The 15,305-nt window shown below is 71.0% G+C and carries 9 protein-coding genes and 3 pseudogenes; 8 read left to right on the forward strand and 4 right to left on the reverse strand.

Annotated features, from left to right (window positions below; genetic code table 11):
* Positions 1-3: 3 nt before the first annotated feature.
* On the forward strand, positions 4-414 hold the full coding sequence (locus K9S39_RS01810) for a DUF5997 family protein (protein ID WP_248861558.1): 411 nt from the start codon (positions 4-6) through the stop codon (positions 412-414).
* A gap of 23 nt (positions 415-437) precedes the next feature.
* On the opposite strand, the pseudogene K9S39_RS42675 reads toward K9S39_RS01810, so the two are convergent.
* A pseudogene (locus K9S39_RS42675) lies at positions 438-725 on the reverse strand (CATRA conflict system CASPASE/TPR repeat-associated protein); the annotation flags it as partial.
* Between the two features lie 658 nt (positions 726-1,383).
* On the opposite strand from K9S39_RS42675, the gene K9S39_RS01815 reads away from it, so the two are divergent.
* Together K9S39_RS01815 and K9S39_RS01820 are read left to right on the forward strand one after the other, a co-directional pair.
* On the forward strand, positions 1,384-1,809 hold the full coding sequence (locus tag K9S39_RS01815) for a hypothetical protein (protein WP_248861559.1): 426 nt from the start codon (positions 1,384-1,386) through the stop codon (positions 1,807-1,809).
* Positions 1,810-1,883: 74 nt separating this feature from the next.
* Complete coding sequence (locus K9S39_RS01820; protein ID WP_248861560.1) at positions 1,884-5,282, forward strand: CHAT domain-containing protein; 3,399 nt, start codon at positions 1,884-1,886, stop codon at positions 5,280-5,282.
* A 112-nt stretch (positions 5,283-5,394) separates the two neighbouring features.
* On the opposite strand, the gene K9S39_RS01825 is transcribed toward K9S39_RS01820, so the two are convergent.
* The gene (locus tag K9S39_RS01825; RefSeq protein WP_248861561.1) at positions 5,395-5,571 is read right to left on the reverse strand and encodes a hypothetical protein; all 177 of its coding nucleotides are present in this window, start codon (positions 5,569-5,571) and stop codon (positions 5,395-5,397) included.
* Between the two features lie 33 nt (positions 5,572-5,604).
* On the opposite strand from K9S39_RS01825, the pseudogene K9S39_RS01830 reads away from it, so the two are divergent.
* Positions 5,605-5,811 (forward strand): annotated as a pseudogene (locus tag K9S39_RS01830) (EamA family transporter); the annotation flags it as partial.
* A gap of 269 nt (positions 5,812-6,080) precedes the next feature.
* Here the strand turns inward: K9S39_RS01830 and K9S39_RS01835 are convergent.
* Positions 6,081-6,656, reverse strand: a complete 576-nt coding sequence (locus tag K9S39_RS01835; RefSeq protein WP_248861562.1) for an AMIN-like domain-containing (lipo)protein — start codon at positions 6,654-6,656, stop codon at positions 6,081-6,083.
* Positions 6,657-6,885: 229 nt separating this feature from the next.
* A pseudogene (locus K9S39_RS43300) lies at positions 6,886-8,956 on the reverse strand (SpoIIE family protein phosphatase).
* Between the two features lie 450 nt (positions 8,957-9,406).
* On the opposite strand from K9S39_RS43300, the gene dnaK reads away from it, so the two are divergent.
* The 4 genes from dnaK to pstS all read left to right on the forward strand — a co-directional run bounded on the left by dnaK (position 9,407) and on the right by pstS (position 15,234).
* Positions 9,407-11,302: a molecular chaperone DnaK gene (dnaK, locus tag K9S39_RS01855; RefSeq protein ID WP_248861565.1), complete on the forward strand. Its 1,896-nt coding sequence runs from the start codon at positions 9,407-9,409 to the stop codon at positions 11,300-11,302.
* Positions 11,299-12,117 carry a nucleotide exchange factor GrpE gene (gene grpE / locus K9S39_RS42270; RefSeq protein ID WP_319949522.1) on the forward strand — a complete coding sequence of 273 codons (819 nt, stop codon included), beginning with the start codon at positions 11,299-11,301 and terminating at the stop codon, positions 12,115-12,117. Before dnaK ends, grpE begins: the two co-directional genes overlap by 4 nt.
* Positions 12,118-12,135: 18 nt before the next feature.
* Positions 12,136-13,158 carry a zinc-dependent alcohol dehydrogenase family protein gene (locus K9S39_RS01865; protein ID WP_248861566.1) on the forward strand — a complete coding sequence of 341 codons (1,023 nt, stop codon included), beginning with the start codon at positions 12,136-12,138 and terminating at the stop codon, positions 13,156-13,158.
* A gap of 933 nt (positions 13,159-14,091) precedes the next feature.
* The gene (pstS, locus tag K9S39_RS01870; RefSeq protein WP_248861567.1) at positions 14,092-15,234 is read left to right on the forward strand and encodes a phosphate ABC transporter substrate-binding protein PstS; all 1,143 of its coding nucleotides are present in this window, start codon (positions 14,092-14,094) and stop codon (positions 15,232-15,234) included.
* Positions 15,235-15,305: the final 71 nt, after the last annotated feature.

A 15,305-nucleotide genomic window follows, 5' to 3' on the forward strand; every position in this document is an offset into this window, starting at 1 on the left:
ACCATGACGTCGCACAAAACCGCCCAGACGATGAAGCCCGCGACCGCGGCGAAGAAACTGGGTGTGTACCTTGAGGCCACCCCCGCCGCGTTCCAGGAGGGTGTCGTCTCACGCGCCGAGCTGAACGCCCTGCAGACCGATCCGCCCGAGTGGCTGCGGGAACTGCGACGCAACGGCCCGCATCCCCGGCCGGTGGTCGCGGCGAAGCTGGGTATCTCGATCTCGGGTCTCGCGCGCGGGGGAATCACCGAACCCCTCACCACCGAGCAGATCGAGGCGCTGAAGAACGACCTCCCGGAATGGCTGCAGAAGGAGCGCGCCACCCAGGCCGAGGTCCGCAAGGAAGCGGTGCGCCTCAAGGAGAAGAAGGAGGAGGAGAAGAAGAAGGCGGCGCTTGACGATCGCGCTCGCTGACTGAACTCCGTCTCCGCGGCCACCAGTGCCCGCAGCCGTCGGGCGTCCGAGCCCGTGCCCTGGTCTCCGGTGATCCGGCGGTGCAGCGCGGTCAGTCTCCCGATGCTTGCCTCGACGTCCGACCGCACCCCGCGCAGTGCCGCCCGTTCCCTCGCCGGCACAGCCATCTGGTGCCGTAGCTTCGCGGCGTGCAGCGGGACACGCGTGAACGGGGCGGGCTCCAGCGGGGCCCCGCGACCAGCACCAGGCATCGAGCAGGTCCTCGGCCCGGTCCGCCGCGCACAGCGTGGCCTCCGTCCGGTCCGTCGCATCGGGCGTGCCCTCGGCCGGGTCCGCCGCGTCCCGCTCCACCGTGTCCGGGCTGTCGTACGGCGCCACCGCGATCACACTCCGGATCCGTGCGTCGCGGTACGGCGTGGTGTCCCACACCCGGAGGGTGTCGCCGACCGCGGCCATCGGCCTGCCCCAGCGCACCGGGTCGCCCAGCCCGCGTGCGCCGGGCCACCTGGGTGCTCGCCCGGCGCAGCGTCCGGACATCACCGTCCCGCAGCGCCGCCGAGGCGCGCCCCAGCACGTCCTGGAACAGCTCCCACTCCCCGGCCGCCAGCCTGACGTCCGCCACATCCTCCGGCCGACAACGCAACTGGCCTGCCTCCGTGCGCAGTTCACCTGCTCCCATGCGCCCCCCATACGTCAGAAACATCCCGGAACGCGTCTTTGCACAGCGGGGGTGACAGGCCAGAGTGGTGGCGAATCCGGACGCGAGATCCGCGTACTCCGCGTACGAGGCCCGAGTGCGAGGTCTGGGCACGGGATCTGAGTACCAGATCCGTGTGCGTGATCCGGGCATTCGATCAGAGCACCCAACCCGAGTAACGCGAACCGGGCAGCAGCCGAGTTCGAGCAGTCGACATGCACACCTGCAGTGCGCATTGGGGCGGCGGAGCATTGAGTCAACGGGGGTAATCCATGGGTGAGTTTGGCGGCCGTGCGCAGCTGCTGTCCGAACTGACGGGCCGGACCACGCGGTTCGAGCAGGGCGGGGCGTCCAGGCTGATCACCAGCCGGGAGACATGTGCCGTGGTCACCCGGCTGCGGCGGGTGGTCTTCGGGGTGCGCTCCGGCCCCGCGCCGTGCGATCTGGACGTCTTCGAGGCCGTCGCCCGCTATCACACGCACCGGCACCAGCTGACGGGAGACGAGTCCGAACAAACGGAGGCGCTCACGCTGGCCCTGATCCTGCACCAGCGGGCGCCCGCCCGGGTGCCGGACGGGGTCGCCGCCTATCTGGAGCTCATCGCGAAACTGATGCCCGTTCCCGCGGAGCGGCTGCTGGAGGGGCTGGCCGCCCAGGAACGGCTCGGTCCGCAGCGGGGGATGGGGAACGGCCGGTGACAGGGAGAGAGACGGAGAGGGCGAGGGAGCAGGCGGCGGGGAATGCGGCTGGGAAGGCGACGGGGGAAAGCCGGATGAAGCGGTCCTCCCAGCGGTTTGCCGATTCGGTCCCCGTTGCGGAGATCGACCGTATGGTGCGTGAGTGGCGGGCCGAGCTCGCCACCCTCTCCGAGGACACCCTGGAGCGCCGCAAGCAGGCCGAGGTCCTGGCCATGACGCTGCATCAGCGCTTCCTGCGGACCCGGTCCGAACCGGATCTCGACGAGGCGATCGCCCTGGTCCGGGAGAACCTCCCGGGCGCCGGAGGACAGCATCTGCTGGGCATTCTGCTGCAGGAACGCTCCCGTGTACGCCGGGGAGGCAGCGATCTGACGGCTGCCATCGCCGCTTTCCGGGCCGCGATGGCACACCACCGCGACAACTCCGAAGCGGGGCACACGGCCCGGCTGAACCTCGCCGGACTGCTGGAGCAGAAGTACGAACAAGACCATGACCGGGCCGCCGTCGACGAGGCCGTCGAGATCTGTGTCGGGGAAGTCTCCTGGGCCATGGCCGACGGCGACGACGACCGGACGGCCACGTCCCTGCTCGCTCTGGGCCAGGCGCTCTCCGTCCGCGCCCTGCACAGCGGGGTGGCGGCCGATGCGACCGCGGCGGTGGACGCCCTGCGGCGGGCCGCGGATCTGACGCTTCCGGGCAGTGACGACGAGTGTGTGTTCCTCCAGTCTCTGGGCTCGGCGCTGTACTTCCTCTACCGCCGGAACGGCGATCCCGAGGTGCTGGAGGAGGCGATCGACGCCCTGTCCGCCGCCTTGTACGTCGCCGGAACCGACATCCGGAACCGCGCTCTCATCGTGTCCAATCTCCTGCCGCCGCTACGGGCGCGCTTCGAGCGGACGGGCAGCGGGGAGCGGCTGGACGAGCTGATCGGCATGTGCCGTGAGCTGGCGGACGGCGTGCCGGAGGGCTCCACGGACCGGGCGTTCGTCGTCCTCAACCGGTGCTCCGCACAGCTGTTGCGCCATCGGCACAGCGGGCGGGACGCTGACCTCCAGGAGACGCTGGACGACCTGGGCGGGCTGCTCGCGGGGCCGCCGCTGCCCGGTCCGCTGGGCCGGCGGGTGCTTGGCACCCGGGCCATCGCGCTGCGCCGGAAGTTCGAGCGGACCTACGACACCGGCTGGCTCGATCAGGCCGTGGACGCCGCGCGGCAGGCGCTCGACACCCAGCCCCGGGAGGACTTCTCCGGCTACTACGCCGCCTGCAGCGCGCTCGCCTCCACGCTCGCGACGCGCTGCAGCCACCGGGGCTCGCTCGCCGACCTCCAGGAAGCCGTCACACTGTTCGGCACCGGACTCCAGAACCTGCCGGAGACCTACGCGGACCGCCATGTGGGCTGGTCGGACCACGGCAGGGTGCTGCTCCAGCTGTACGACCGCACCGGCGACCCGGACCTGCTCGATCAGGCGCTGACCGCCTGCGCAAGCGCCGTCGAGCTGCTCCCCCAGGGGCACACCCGGCTCCCCGACTACCTCAACAACCTCAGCGCCGCCCTGCTGGCCCGGTACGTCTCGGACGGGCGGCCGGCGGACCTGGAGGCGGTCATCGCCACCAGGCGGCACGCGTTGCGGCTGCTGCCGGACGGCCACCCGGACATCCCCGCCCGGCACGGCGGGCTCTGCATCGCACTACGGCACCTGTACGAGCACACCGGCTCCTCCGACGCACGGGAACAGGCGGTGCGGAACGGCCGGGAGGCGCTCGCGGACCTCGCCGAGGAGCATCCCGACTGGCCCGGATACGCCTACAACCTCGCTGCCGCGCTGCCACCCAAGGAGGCCGTGCCCCTATTCCGCAAGGCCCAGGCGCACCCGACCGCCCCCGCCCGGCTGCGACTGCACGCGGCCATGGCCTGGGGCCGGGCGGCGACCGGCACCGGGGACCGGGAGTCGGCGGCCGAGGGGTACGCGGCGGCGGTCGCGCATCTTCCCCAAGCGGCCTGGCTCGGACCCGACCTGAGCGTCCGGCAGCACTTTCTCACCGAGGCATGGGGTGCCGGCTGCGAGGCGGCGGCCGCGCACCTGGCGCTCGGGCAGCCGGAACGGGCCGTCGAGCTGCTGGAGCAGGGCCGTGGGGTGCTGCTCTCGCAGGCGCTCGACCTGCAGGCCGATCTGACCCGGCTGCGGGCGGTGGACGAGCGGTTGGCGCGGGAGCTGGACGCCGTCCTGCGCGCTCTGGAGTCCGCCGCCTCCCAGGAGACGGATGTGACAGACCGGCAGCGGCTGGCGGACCGACGCACGGCACTGCTCGCGCGGGCCCGGTCCCTCGACGGCCTGCACGACTTCCTCGCCGCCCCCGCGTACGCGCAACTGTCCGTGGCCGCCGCCGAGGGCCCGGTCGTCCTCCTCAACACCGCCGCCTCCCGCTGTGACGCGATCGTGGTGGAGGCCGACCGGCCGCCGCGCTTCCGCCAGTTGCGGACGCTGAGCCTGGACGCCGTACGGGAGCAGGCCCGGCTCCTCGACGAGGCGTTCCGCGGCGGGGACACCGCGCACATCAGGGACACCCTCACCACACTTCTCGACTGGCTGTGGCAGCACATCTGCGCGGAAGTGCTCGACGACCTGCTGGACTACCGGGGCGAGCCCGGTCCCGACGGGCGGCTGCCCCGCGTCTGGTGGTGCCCCACCGGGCTGCTGACGCTGCTCCCGGTGCACGCCGCCGGGCGGTACGAGGACGAGGACGGACAGGGTGACAGCCTCGGCCGGCCGGCCGTACCGCTGCGCGTCGTCAGCTCCTATACCCCGACCCTGCGTGCTCTCATCGACGCCCGGTCCCGCCGTGTCCCCGCCGCCGACCCGTCGCAATCCGCCGACGCGTCCATGACCGTGCTGGCCGTGCCCCGGTCGGCCGCGCTCGACGCACGTCCGCTGCCGAAGGCCGAGAAGGAGGCCCGTGAGGTCGCGGACCGGATTCCGGGGGTGCGCCCCCTGATCGGCCCGGACGCCACCCGCGACCGGCTGCTCACCGGGCTGCGCACCCGTCCGTCCCTGCACTTCGCGGGGCACGGCTACCAGCATCTGGCGGACCCGGTGCGCTCCTTCCTGCTCTGCCACGACGGCACGGTCACCGTCTCGGATGTCGCCGCGCACCGCTCCCCCGCCGCCGAGCTGGCCTTTCTCTCCTCCTGCGAGTCGGCCCGCAGCACCGTCGGCCAGGCGGACGAGGCCGTCCATCTGGCCGGGGCCATGCAACTGGCCGGATTCCGGCATGTCATCGCGACCCAGTGGGCTCTCAGCGATGTCATCGCCCCGGAGGTGGCGGAAACGGTCTATGCCGACCTGGGCCCCGCCACTCCGGGCAACTGGGCGGACGGCGCCGCCCGCGCCCTCCACAAGGCCGTCGCGGCCCAGCGCGCCACCGCCCCGGACGACCCGGATTTGTGGGCTACGTATGTGCACGTCGGGCCTTAGGGGGTGCGGCATCGGACGGCGGTGCAGCCACCGTCCACGGGGACCGCGCCCGTCGGCCCCTTCGGCCCGTCCGTCGCCCCGTCGGCCCGGCCCTGCCCCCAGCTTCGGCCGTTCATGCCCCCTCCGAGCGACGGGACGGAAGGAACGCTTTACGGAGCACGGCCGGGGCGATCAAGGCGGCCGGGCTGGAGCCGTACGGCAGCAGAAAGCGCATCGCCGTCCCGAAGTCCTGCACCGGCACGCCCTCGGCGGCCAACTCGGCGCACAGGCCCGGGAACAGGCCCTCCATGGCAAGGGCACCGCGTTCGAGCAGGTAGTGCGGATGGTGGCCCTGCGGGGTGCCGCGCCGGGCGCCGGTGTCGGGGCCGTCACCGTCGTGCTGTGGGCCTCGGTCTTCGTCCCCATACGCAGCGCGGGCGCGGCCTCCTCACCGGGCGCCCTGGCACTGGGACGGCTCCTCTCCGGGACCCTGGTGCTGGCGGCGATCGGCCTGATACGCCGCGAGGGATGGCCGCCACGGGCCGCCTGGGGGCGTCCGGCCTGCCGGGAGCGAGCGCCACGCTCACAGAAGTACGGAGATCTCCTCCCTCGCGTAGCCGAACCCGTCTTCATCGAAGGTGAAGACGGTGACCTTCGCCTCGTCGCCCTTGGCGAACCGCGAACCGACCGCCGGACGCATCGTCTCCTTCACGACGTGGCCGTCGTAGTCGCAGGCGGGGCGTTGTCCGGCGCCGCCCTCGTCGAAGGGCCGCCTGCCGCACCCCAGGTGCGGCAGGCGGCCCCGTCACTGCGCCCGGTTCACCAGTGGTGCGCGACGTCCACGATCAGCTGGTCGCCGGACTGGAGTACCCGGAACGGCAGCCTGGCGCGGACGCCCAGGCCGACCTGGGTCTGGCCTTCGAAACTGGCGCCGAACTTGGTGTCCTTGAAGGTCTGGTAACCGGTGAGGTTCACCCCCGGAAGCGGCTTCCCGGCCCGGCCGGCATAGGTCTGCCTGCCGGTTTCCGGGTCGTGGCTCGGTGCGGAGACGTAGATCTCCAGGATGGCGCCGCCGGTGACCGGTATCCGCTGACCGGAGCCGTCCTGGTGGAACGCGTCGACGTAACCGACGTGGTAGCCGGCCTTGCCGGTCGCGCCGCTGATGTCGAAGACCATACGGTCGTAGCATGCGCCCTGGCCGGTCCTGATGTTCTTCAGCGGCTCGGCGTTCGCGTCCGTGGCGGACTTGTCACCGCTGCCCCAGACCGTCGAACAGGTCGCGTCCGAGGCGGCCTTGGCACCGTGGCCGGTCGCGGCGCCGGCCACTCCGGCCGTGCCCGCCAGCCCGGCCCCCGCCAGCGCGAGCGCCGCGGCCGCTGTCCCGAACCGTCGCATGAATTTCCCCCAAGGAAGAAGTGAGTACGGGTGCGTGCAGGAGGATGGGCAGGACAGGGGCGGGGTTGTGCGCCGGTGGGTTATCGGCCAATGGTGGCGCGAAGTTGCCGTCGGGGCGGGACTGTTGATCGCCAGGTGTGCACGGTTCAGCGAGGCGCGCACGGCGTAGCGGGAGGTACACGGCGCAGCGGGACGTGCGGAGCATGCAAGCCGAGGACGCCCACATCACTCACGCGTACTCGGTGAGCAGCAGCGCGATGTCGTCCGCGCGGTACGCGGAGCGTCCGGCGTCGTGCAGGAGCCGGTCGGCGAGTTCGTCCAGGGAGTCGGCGCGGGCGTGGGCCATGGAGGTCCGCAGCCGGTCGATACCGACGTCGATGTCGGCGGCACGCTCTTCGACCAGACCGTCCGTGTAGAGGGCGAGGACGGAGCCCGGTGGGAAGGTGATCGGGGTGTGCGGGTAGTGGCTGGTGTGGTCCACACCGAGGAGGGGGCCGACCTCCAGGTCCACGACGGAGGTGGTGCCGTCGGGACGGCGCAGGAGGGGGGTGGGTGGCCGGCGCGGACGGCGTGCCCACGGTGGGTGCCGGGGTCGAGGCGGAGGTAGCAGCAGCTGGCGAGGAGTCCGGGTTCGAGGTCGATGAGGGTGTGGTTGGCGCCCGCCAGCACCTCGCCGGGTGTGTGGCCGACCGCCGCGAAAGCCCGTACGGCGCTGCGCAGTTGAGCCATGGTGGCCGCGGCGGGGATGCTGTGCCCCTCGACGTCTCCGATGACGAGGGACACTCCGCCATCGGTGCGGATCACGTCGTACCAGTCGCCACCGATGTCCATCTCTCTCGTAGAGGGCAGATAGCGGGCCGTGGTGTGGATGCCGGGGATCACCGGCAGCCGGTGCGGCAGCAGCGCCTGCTGCAGGCCACGGGCGAGGGCGAACTCCGAGTCGTAGAGCCGCGCTCGTTCCAGGGCCTGGGCGATCAGCCCGGCGAGCGCGGTCAGGACGCTGCGGTCCTTGGCCGTGAACCGATGGACCTCGTCGAAGCCGAGCACACACGTGCCGACGGGACGGCCGGGGGCTCCTGTCCTACGGACACCGCTCGCCCGGTCACGCCTCCCGGGTCCGGATGGAGGGCGAAGGCGAGCCACTGGTCGGGCGGGCGGCAGGCGAGGAAGGACGTCGGCGTCTGCGAGAGCATCACGGACCGGTGCCGGTACTCGACGTCGGGATCGGACAGCCACGGCAGGACGTCCCAGAGGCACTGCCCGAGCAGCTGCTCCTGCCGGACGCCGAGCAGCTGTTCAAGGCTGCGGTTGGCGTAGGTGACCCGCCCGTCGGGGGCGAGGGAGAACAGTCCGTCCCGCAGCCGCTCGATCGCGGCGACGGCCGCGTTGCCGGACGGTGCGTCGACGACCGCACCGACGAGGTGGGTGCCTGCCCGGTCGTCGGCGACTTCCGGGACGCGGCCCCGGAGTTCGATCGTGCGGTACAGGTCGCCGCCGTGTTCGCCGTGCTCAGCGGCTCCGCCGAGCCGGTCGCCTCGTACGCGCAGGCGGTGCGCCCCGACCCGGCCCTCGGTGGCCGCCGCGCGGGCAAGGGCACGGAAGGCGGCGCTGTCGCCGGGGTGGAGGCGGGAAGCGAGCGTGTCGGCGCTTCCGTCGAAGCCAACGGGGTCGAGCCCCAAGATCGCGCAGAACTCGCTGTCCCCGGTGAGGGTTCCGGCGCGGAGATCCCAGTCGAACAAGCCGACCCGGACGGCGGCCGACGCGGCAGGAGCCGGATTCTCGACGGGAACCGTCTCCGGTTCGCATGCGACGGGATCCCCCGTACGGGCGCGGAGCTCGGCGAGGGATGCGCCCAGCCGGTTGGCGGTGAGGCGCAGATGGCGGCGCTGGGCCTTGGACAGTCCCGCCGAGCCGGGTGCCGCCGACCAGACGATCGCCAGCGCCCCGAACATCTCCTCACTCGTGCCCACCGGCACCGAGCAGGAGCCGAAGGCGAGCGGCAGAGCCATCGCGAGCTGGGGGAAGCGCCGCACCGTCGCATCGGCGTCGGCCAGGTGGACGGTACGGCCGGAGCGGTATGCCTCGGCGACCGGGATGGGGCTGCTCACCGGGATGAGCCGCCAACCGCCCAGCAGGGACGGCGGCACCCCACAGGTCGCGGCGAGCACGATCGAGCGGCGGTCGCGGGAGCGGAGGAAGATGCTCCCGGCGTGGGCGCCGGTGCCCTGGACGGCCTTGACGACGCCCGCTGCCAGCAGGTCCTCGCGCTCCGCCGTCCCGCCGACGGTCACACCGCCCATATGCCCAGGGTGCGCAGGGTGCGCGGGGTGCGCCCAGCGGCCCGAACGGCCGGTGGAGCTCGGCGCGGCACGGAGACCGACGCGGAGATCACGGTGCGGGCGCTTCGGCAGCCGACGATCGTCGGTCCCGGTCCCCACCCGGCGGCGGCTGTCGCACACGACAAGGACCACCCGCACACCACTTTTGGGCCGAATTTGATCACCTTGACACGCGTGTCGGCGCGTTTTATGCAGATTACGGAGGAAATTTGGAGGAAGGTTGCGGGCGGTTCGCTCTCAGGACAGCAGGTGAGAGGGCCTGCGCGAGGACGTCCGAGGACTCGGGGCACCCGGCTCCGGGAACCGCCGGACGGTGACGGGTGCGCCGGTGTATGCGCTGGCACACCACAGCCATCACCGCCCCCGGGCCGGGACCGCTTCGGGAGTGGACCGCAAGGTGAGGAGAGGGCCATGGCACGTGCAGTGGGTATCGACCTCGGTACGACGAACTCGGTGGTCAGCGTGCTGGAGGGCGGTGAACCCACGGTCATCGCGAACACCGAGGGAGCCCGGACCACCCCGTCGGTGGTCGGGTTCGCCAAGAACGGTGATGTGCTGGTGGGAGAGGTCGCCAAGCGGCAGGCCGTGACCAACATCGAGCGCACCGCGCGGTCGGTCAAGCGCCACGTGGGCGAGTCGGACTGGCGCTTCCCGGAGAAGGGCGACATCGACGGCAAGCGGTACACCGCGCAGGAGATCTCCGCCCGGGTGCTGCAGAAGCTCAAGCGCGACGCCGAGGCGTACCTGGGTGAGGACGTGACGGACGCCGTCGTCACCGTCCCGGCGTACTTCAACGACTCCCAGCGCACCGCGACCAAGGAGGCCGGCGAGATCGCGGGCCTGAACGTGCTGCGGATCATCAACGAGCCGACCGCCGCCGCCCTCGCCTACGGCCTGGACAAGGAGAACGACCAGACGATCCTCGTCTTCGACCTCGGCGGCGGCACCTTCGATGTGTCGCTGCTGGAGATCGGCGAGGGACTGGTGGAGGTCAAGGCCACCAACGGCGATACGCACCTGGGCGGCGACGACTGGGACCAGCGGGTCGTGGACCATCTGACCAAGCAGTTCAAGAACGCCTACGGCGTCGATCTGTCCAAGGACAAGATGGCCACCCAGCGGCTCCGGGAAGCCGCGGAGAGGGCGAAGATCGAGCTGTCCGCGGCGACCGAGACCACGATCAACCTGCCCTACATCACCGCCTCCGCCGAGGGCCCGCTGCACCTGGACGAAAAGCTCACCCGCTCGCAGTTCCAGCAGCTCACGGCCGATCTCCTGGAGCGGTGCAAGGCGCCGTTCCACAACGCGATCAAGGACGCGAGGATCGAGGTCGCCGACATCAACCATGTGATCCTGGTCGGTGGCTCCACCCGGATGCCCGCGGTGACCGAGCTGGTCAAGACGCTGACGAACAAGGACCCGCACAAGGGCGTCAACCCCGACGAGGTCGTCGCGATCGGTGCCACCCTCCAGGCCGGTGTCCTCAAGGGTGAGGTCAAGGACGTCCTGCTGCTGGACGTCACCCCGCTGTCCCTCGGTATCGAGACCAAGGGCGGCATCATGACCAAGCTGATCGAGCGGAACACCACGATCCCGACCAAGCGGTCCGAGATCTTCACCACCGCCGAGGACAACCAGCCCTCCGTGCAGATCCAGGTCTTCCAGGGCGAACGCGAGATCGCGGCGTACAACAAGAAGCTCGGGATGTTCGAGCTGACCGGTCTGCCGCCGGCTCCGCGCGGCGTCCCGCAGATCGAGGTCACGTTCGACATCGACGCCAACGGCATCATGCATGTGACGGCCAAGGACCTCGGCACCGGCAAGGAGCAGAAGATGACCGTCACCGGCGGCTCGGCGCTGCCCAAGGACGACATCGACCGCATGATGCGCGAGGCCGAGCAGCACGCCGAGGAGGACCGCCTCAAGCGCGAGGCCGCCGAGACCCGCAACCAGGGCGAGCAGCTCGTCTACCAGACCGAGAAGTTCCTCACGGACAACGAGGACAAGGTCTCCGGCGACCTCAAGAGCGAGGTCGAGACGGCGGTGGGCGAACTGAGGGAGAAGCTCAAGGCCGAAGGCGACAACACCGCCGAGATCCGCACCGCCACCGAGAAGGTCGCCACGGTGAGCCAGAAGCTCGGCCAGGCCATCTACGCGCAGGCGCAGGCCGCCCAGGGCGCCGAGGCCGGCGCGGCCGGTACGTCCGGCGCGGAGGAGACCAGGACGGGTGCGGCGACCGGCACCGACGAGGAGGTCGTCGACGCGGAGATCGTCGATGAGGACAAGCAGGAGGGAAGCACGGGATGAACCGCTCGACCGACGACCGCGGCGGCACCCGCCCGCAGCTGGTGGTCGTCCCGGGTGGTGCGGGCAACGGCCCGGCGGGCCCGGACGCGCTCCCCGACCGTGCCGCCCATGGCGAGGAGCGGACCGGCCGGGCGGGCGGTGGGTCCTCGGGCCGCGACACGACCACCCCACAGCCGTCGTCGTCTCACGAGGCGGAGCTCCGCGAGGAACTGCGTGAACGCACCGCCGACCTGCAAAGACTGAAAGCCGAATACGACAATTACCGCAAGCGGATACGCCGCGACCGGCTGGCCGTCCGCCAGATCGCCGTGGCCAATGTGCTCGACCGGCTCCTGCCGGTGCTCGACGCCCTCGCCGAGGCCAGAGAGCAGGGCGAGGTGACCGGCGGCTTCCAGCGCGTCGCCGAGGTGCTGGAAACCGAGCTGGCGGCGCTGGGGCTGGAGCCCCTCGGTACGGTGGGCGAGACGTTCGACCCACGCGTACACGAGGCGCTCTCGTACGCCTACGCACCGGCCGACACGCGCGGGCCCGCCCCGGCCGCGTACGCGCGGACCGGCTCCGGCACGCCCACCGAAACAGGCACTTCCGCCGGCACGCAGACGCCCACCGACAGGCAGACGCCCACCGACCCTCAGCCGTCGGCTGACACCCGCGCGGCTGCCGGCGCCCGCGCCCCTGCCGAGCGGAGCGAGCCACCCGCCTGCGCCGAGATACTGCGTCTGGGATACCGGGTCGGCGACCATCTGCTCCGCCCCGCCCAGGTGACCGTCGCCGAAGCCGCTCGGCCGACAACCGGTACGGGCCGGAGGGACTGAGCGCACGGCGGGAGCGAGGTGAGGGCAGTACCCGCGGTTCCGGAGACGACAGCCGCCTGGGTGGTCGAGCGCCCGGCGCCGATCGCCTCCGCTCCCTTGCGGTACGTACGGCGCGCGCTGTCCGAGCCCGGCCCCGAGGAACTGCTGCTGCGGGTGCGCGCTTGCGGGGTCTGCCGGACCGATCTGCATTTGGCCGAGGGGGATTTGACGCCCCGTAAAGCGCGCTGCACGCCGGGCCATGAGGTGGTCGGCGAGGTGGCCGCCGCCGGGTCCGCCGTCCAGGACTTCCGGGTCGGCGACCGCGTGGGGGCCGCATGGCTGGCGGGGACCTGCGGCCGATGCCGCTACTGCCGCACACGACGGGAGAACCTGTGTCCCGACTCCCGCTACACCGGTTGGGACATCCACGGCGGATTCGCCGACCACCTGGTCGTGGACGCCCGGTTCGCCTACCGGCTCCCCGAAGGATGGCCCGACGAGGACGCCGCACCCCTGCTGTGCGCGGGGATCATCGGCTACCGGGCACTCCAGCGGGCCGACCTGCCGCCCGGCGGCCGGCTCGGTATCTACGGTTTCGGGGCCTCCGCGCATCTGACCGCCCAGCTCGCCATGGCCCGGGGCGCCGAAGTGCACGTCGTCACCCGCTCCCCCGAGGCGCAGCGACTGGCACTGGAGCTGGGTGCGGCCTCCGCAGGTGCCGGCGCGCCCCCACGGGCTCTGGATGCCGCGATCCTGTTCGCACCGGCCGGGAGCCTGGTGCCGACGGCGCTGGAGGCGCTGGACCGCGGTGGGACGCTGGCGATCGCCGGGATCCATCTGACCACCATCCCCTCGCTCGACTACGCCCGGCATCTGTTCCAGGACCGGACCGTGCGCAGCGTGACCGCGAACACCCGCGAGGACGGCCGCGCTTTCCTCGCCGAGGCCGCGCGGCGGCGCCCCAGCGTGCGGATCACGCCCTACCCGATGCGGCGGGCCGACGAGGCCCTGACGGATCTGGCAGCCGGGCGGATCACCGGGGTCGCCGTCCTGGTCACCTAGCGCGGAGCGGCGCAGGCGCGGCCGCCCTCGGAGCGTTGACCTGGCCCAGAGCATGACCTGGCCCGGAGCATGACCTGGCCCGGAGCATGACCTGGTCCGGAGCATGACCTGGTCCGGAGTGTGACCTGGTCCGGAGTGTGACTTGGGTCATTGACCGCATCGACGGCTATATGCCCACGATAAGGACACTTCCCACCACCCCCTCACACCGCCCGCCTTGCCCCTTCCCCCTACGAAAAGCGGTCCGCATGAGCACGCATGTGCACGTCCGCCTCATTCAAAGCCTGAGCGCCTCAGAAGACGGAGAACTGGTCGAGCTCTCCTCCTGCCGGTGCGGAGCCACCTGGACCACCAGGTATCCGGCAGACGCCCCGGGCACCGAATCGGGACGCACCGAATAGCAAGATTCCTCACCGCCCGTCACCCCATTACGCGGCGTTCACCATGACCGCGCCATGACGCTGTACGCACATCCGGCAATGGCGTCCACGCTTCCCGGCGCAGTGCCGCCCGCTCGTCGGCAGGTCGCACCGCCAGCGCATTGTCGCACCCAGCTGCCGGCGCGCAGCGGGCGGCCGAGCCCGGCTCAGCTGACGCCGCGTCAGGCTTGAGCCGCCGTCTTCGCGCTGCCCTGATGGGCGACGCCCGTGGGGGCGAACACGCCTTTACCCTCACCCGAGCCCGCCCACCCGAGGATCGGGGCCCGTCGGCACATATGGCGCAGGCTCGTCGGCCAGTTGGGCGAACTCGATACCCAGTAACGCAACCACCCGAGAACGCACACCTCATTACTGGTAGCGATCAATAGACTGCTTATAGTGATCGCCAGTGCCAGGCGGACCGCCACACACGTACGCCGTAATGCTCACGCGGCACACAACGAACCCTCTGCTGCGCCGGCCCCCGGCCGTCCGCAGGAAGGAGCACGGCAGAGTGAAGCGTCAGTGCAAGAGCGGGCTGCGGACCCTGGCGGCCGGCTCGGCGGTCGCCGCCGGCGCCCTGGCCCTGACGGCCTGCGGCGCGGACAACGGCGCCCCCTCCGGGACACCGACCGAGGCCACCCCCACGACCACCCCTGGTGCCGGCGGTATCCAGTGCGGCAAGTCCGCCACCCTGAAGGCTTCCGGCTCGACCGCCCAGGAATATGCGATGCAGTCCTGGATCAAGAGCTATATGCGGGCCTGTCGCGGTACCCGGATCGAGTACGAGGGCACGGGGTCCGGAACCGGCCAGACCGAATTCCTTGAGGGCAAAACCGCCTTCGCGGGCTCCGACTCGCCCTTGAGCACCGATCAGATCACCAAGTCCAGGAGCGTCTGCAAAGGCGGCGGCCGCGCCGTACATCTGCCGATGCTCGGCGGCCCCATTTCCGTCGCATACAACCTACCGGGCGTCAGCAGACTGATCCTGGACGCCCCCACACTCGCCAATATCTACACGGCGAAGATCACCACCTGGAACGACCCGGCGATCGCGAAACTCAACCCTGGCACCAAACTGCCGGCGACGCCCATCAAGGCGGTCCACCGCTCCGACTCCTCCGGCACGACGGACAACTTCACCTCTTATCTCAACGACGCCGCGCCGAGCGCCTGGCCGCATTCGCACGACAAGGAGTGGAAGGCCAAAGGCGGCGAGTCCGCGAAGGGCTCCTCGGGCCTCGCCGACCAGGTCAAAAAGACCAAGGGCGCGATCGGCTACGTCGAAGTGTCCTATGCGCTCGCCCGCAAGATTCCCACGGTCGCGATCGACACCGGTGCCGACTCCCCCGTCGACCCCAATGTGCTGAGCTCCTCCAAGGCGATCTCCGAATCCAAAGCCATCGGCAGCGGAAACGACCTCACCCTCGATCTCAACTACGCGACCAAAGCCCCCGGCTCATACCCCATCAACATGGTCACCTACGAAATCGTCTGCAACAAGGGAAACAAAGCCGAGACCTGGCCGGCCACCAAAGCCTTCCTCACCTTCATGGCCGGCAAGAAGGGCCAGGAAGACCTCACCTTCCAGGGCTACGCGACACTGCCGGCCGATGTCGTGAACAAGGTCCGCCGCAACATCAGCAGACTGTCGTGACGTCGACGCGTCGGACATGTGCCGGGTGACATCGGCTGTCCGGCGTCGGCCCGTCCGGCAACGGACTGACA

Origin of the sequence: Streptomyces halobius, assembly GCF_023277745.1 — a bacterium.
Lineage (GTDB): Bacteria > Actinomycetota > Actinomycetes > Streptomycetales > Streptomycetaceae > Streptomyces > Streptomyces halobius.

Bases quoted from the DNA above. Each gene is read 5' to 3' on its own strand.
- K9S39_RS01820 (WP_248861560.1), top strand. From the start codon at position 1,884: ATGAAGCGGTCCTCCCAGCGGTTTGCCGATTCGGTCCCCGTTGCGGAG.
- K9S39_RS01835 (WP_248861562.1), bottom strand. From the start codon at position 6,656: ATGCGACGGTTCGGGACAGCGGCCGCGGCGCTCGCGCTGGCGGGGGCC.
- K9S39_RS01825 (WP_248861561.1), bottom strand. From the start codon at position 5,571: ATGGAGGGCCTGTTCCCGGGCCTGTGCGCCGAGTTGGCCGCCGAGGGC.
- grpE (WP_319949522.1), top strand. From the start codon at position 11,299: ATGAACCGCTCGACCGACGACCGCGGCGGCACCCGCCCGCAGCTGGTG.
- K9S39_RS01810 (WP_248861558.1), top strand. From the start codon at position 4: ATGACGTCGCACAAAACCGCCCAGACGATGAAGCCCGCGACCGCGGCG.
- dnaK (WP_248861565.1), top strand. From the start codon at position 9,407: ATGGCACGTGCAGTGGGTATCGACCTCGGTACGACGAACTCGGTGGTC.
- K9S39_RS01815 (WP_248861559.1), top strand. From the start codon at position 1,384: ATGGGTGAGTTTGGCGGCCGTGCGCAGCTGCTGTCCGAACTGACGGGC.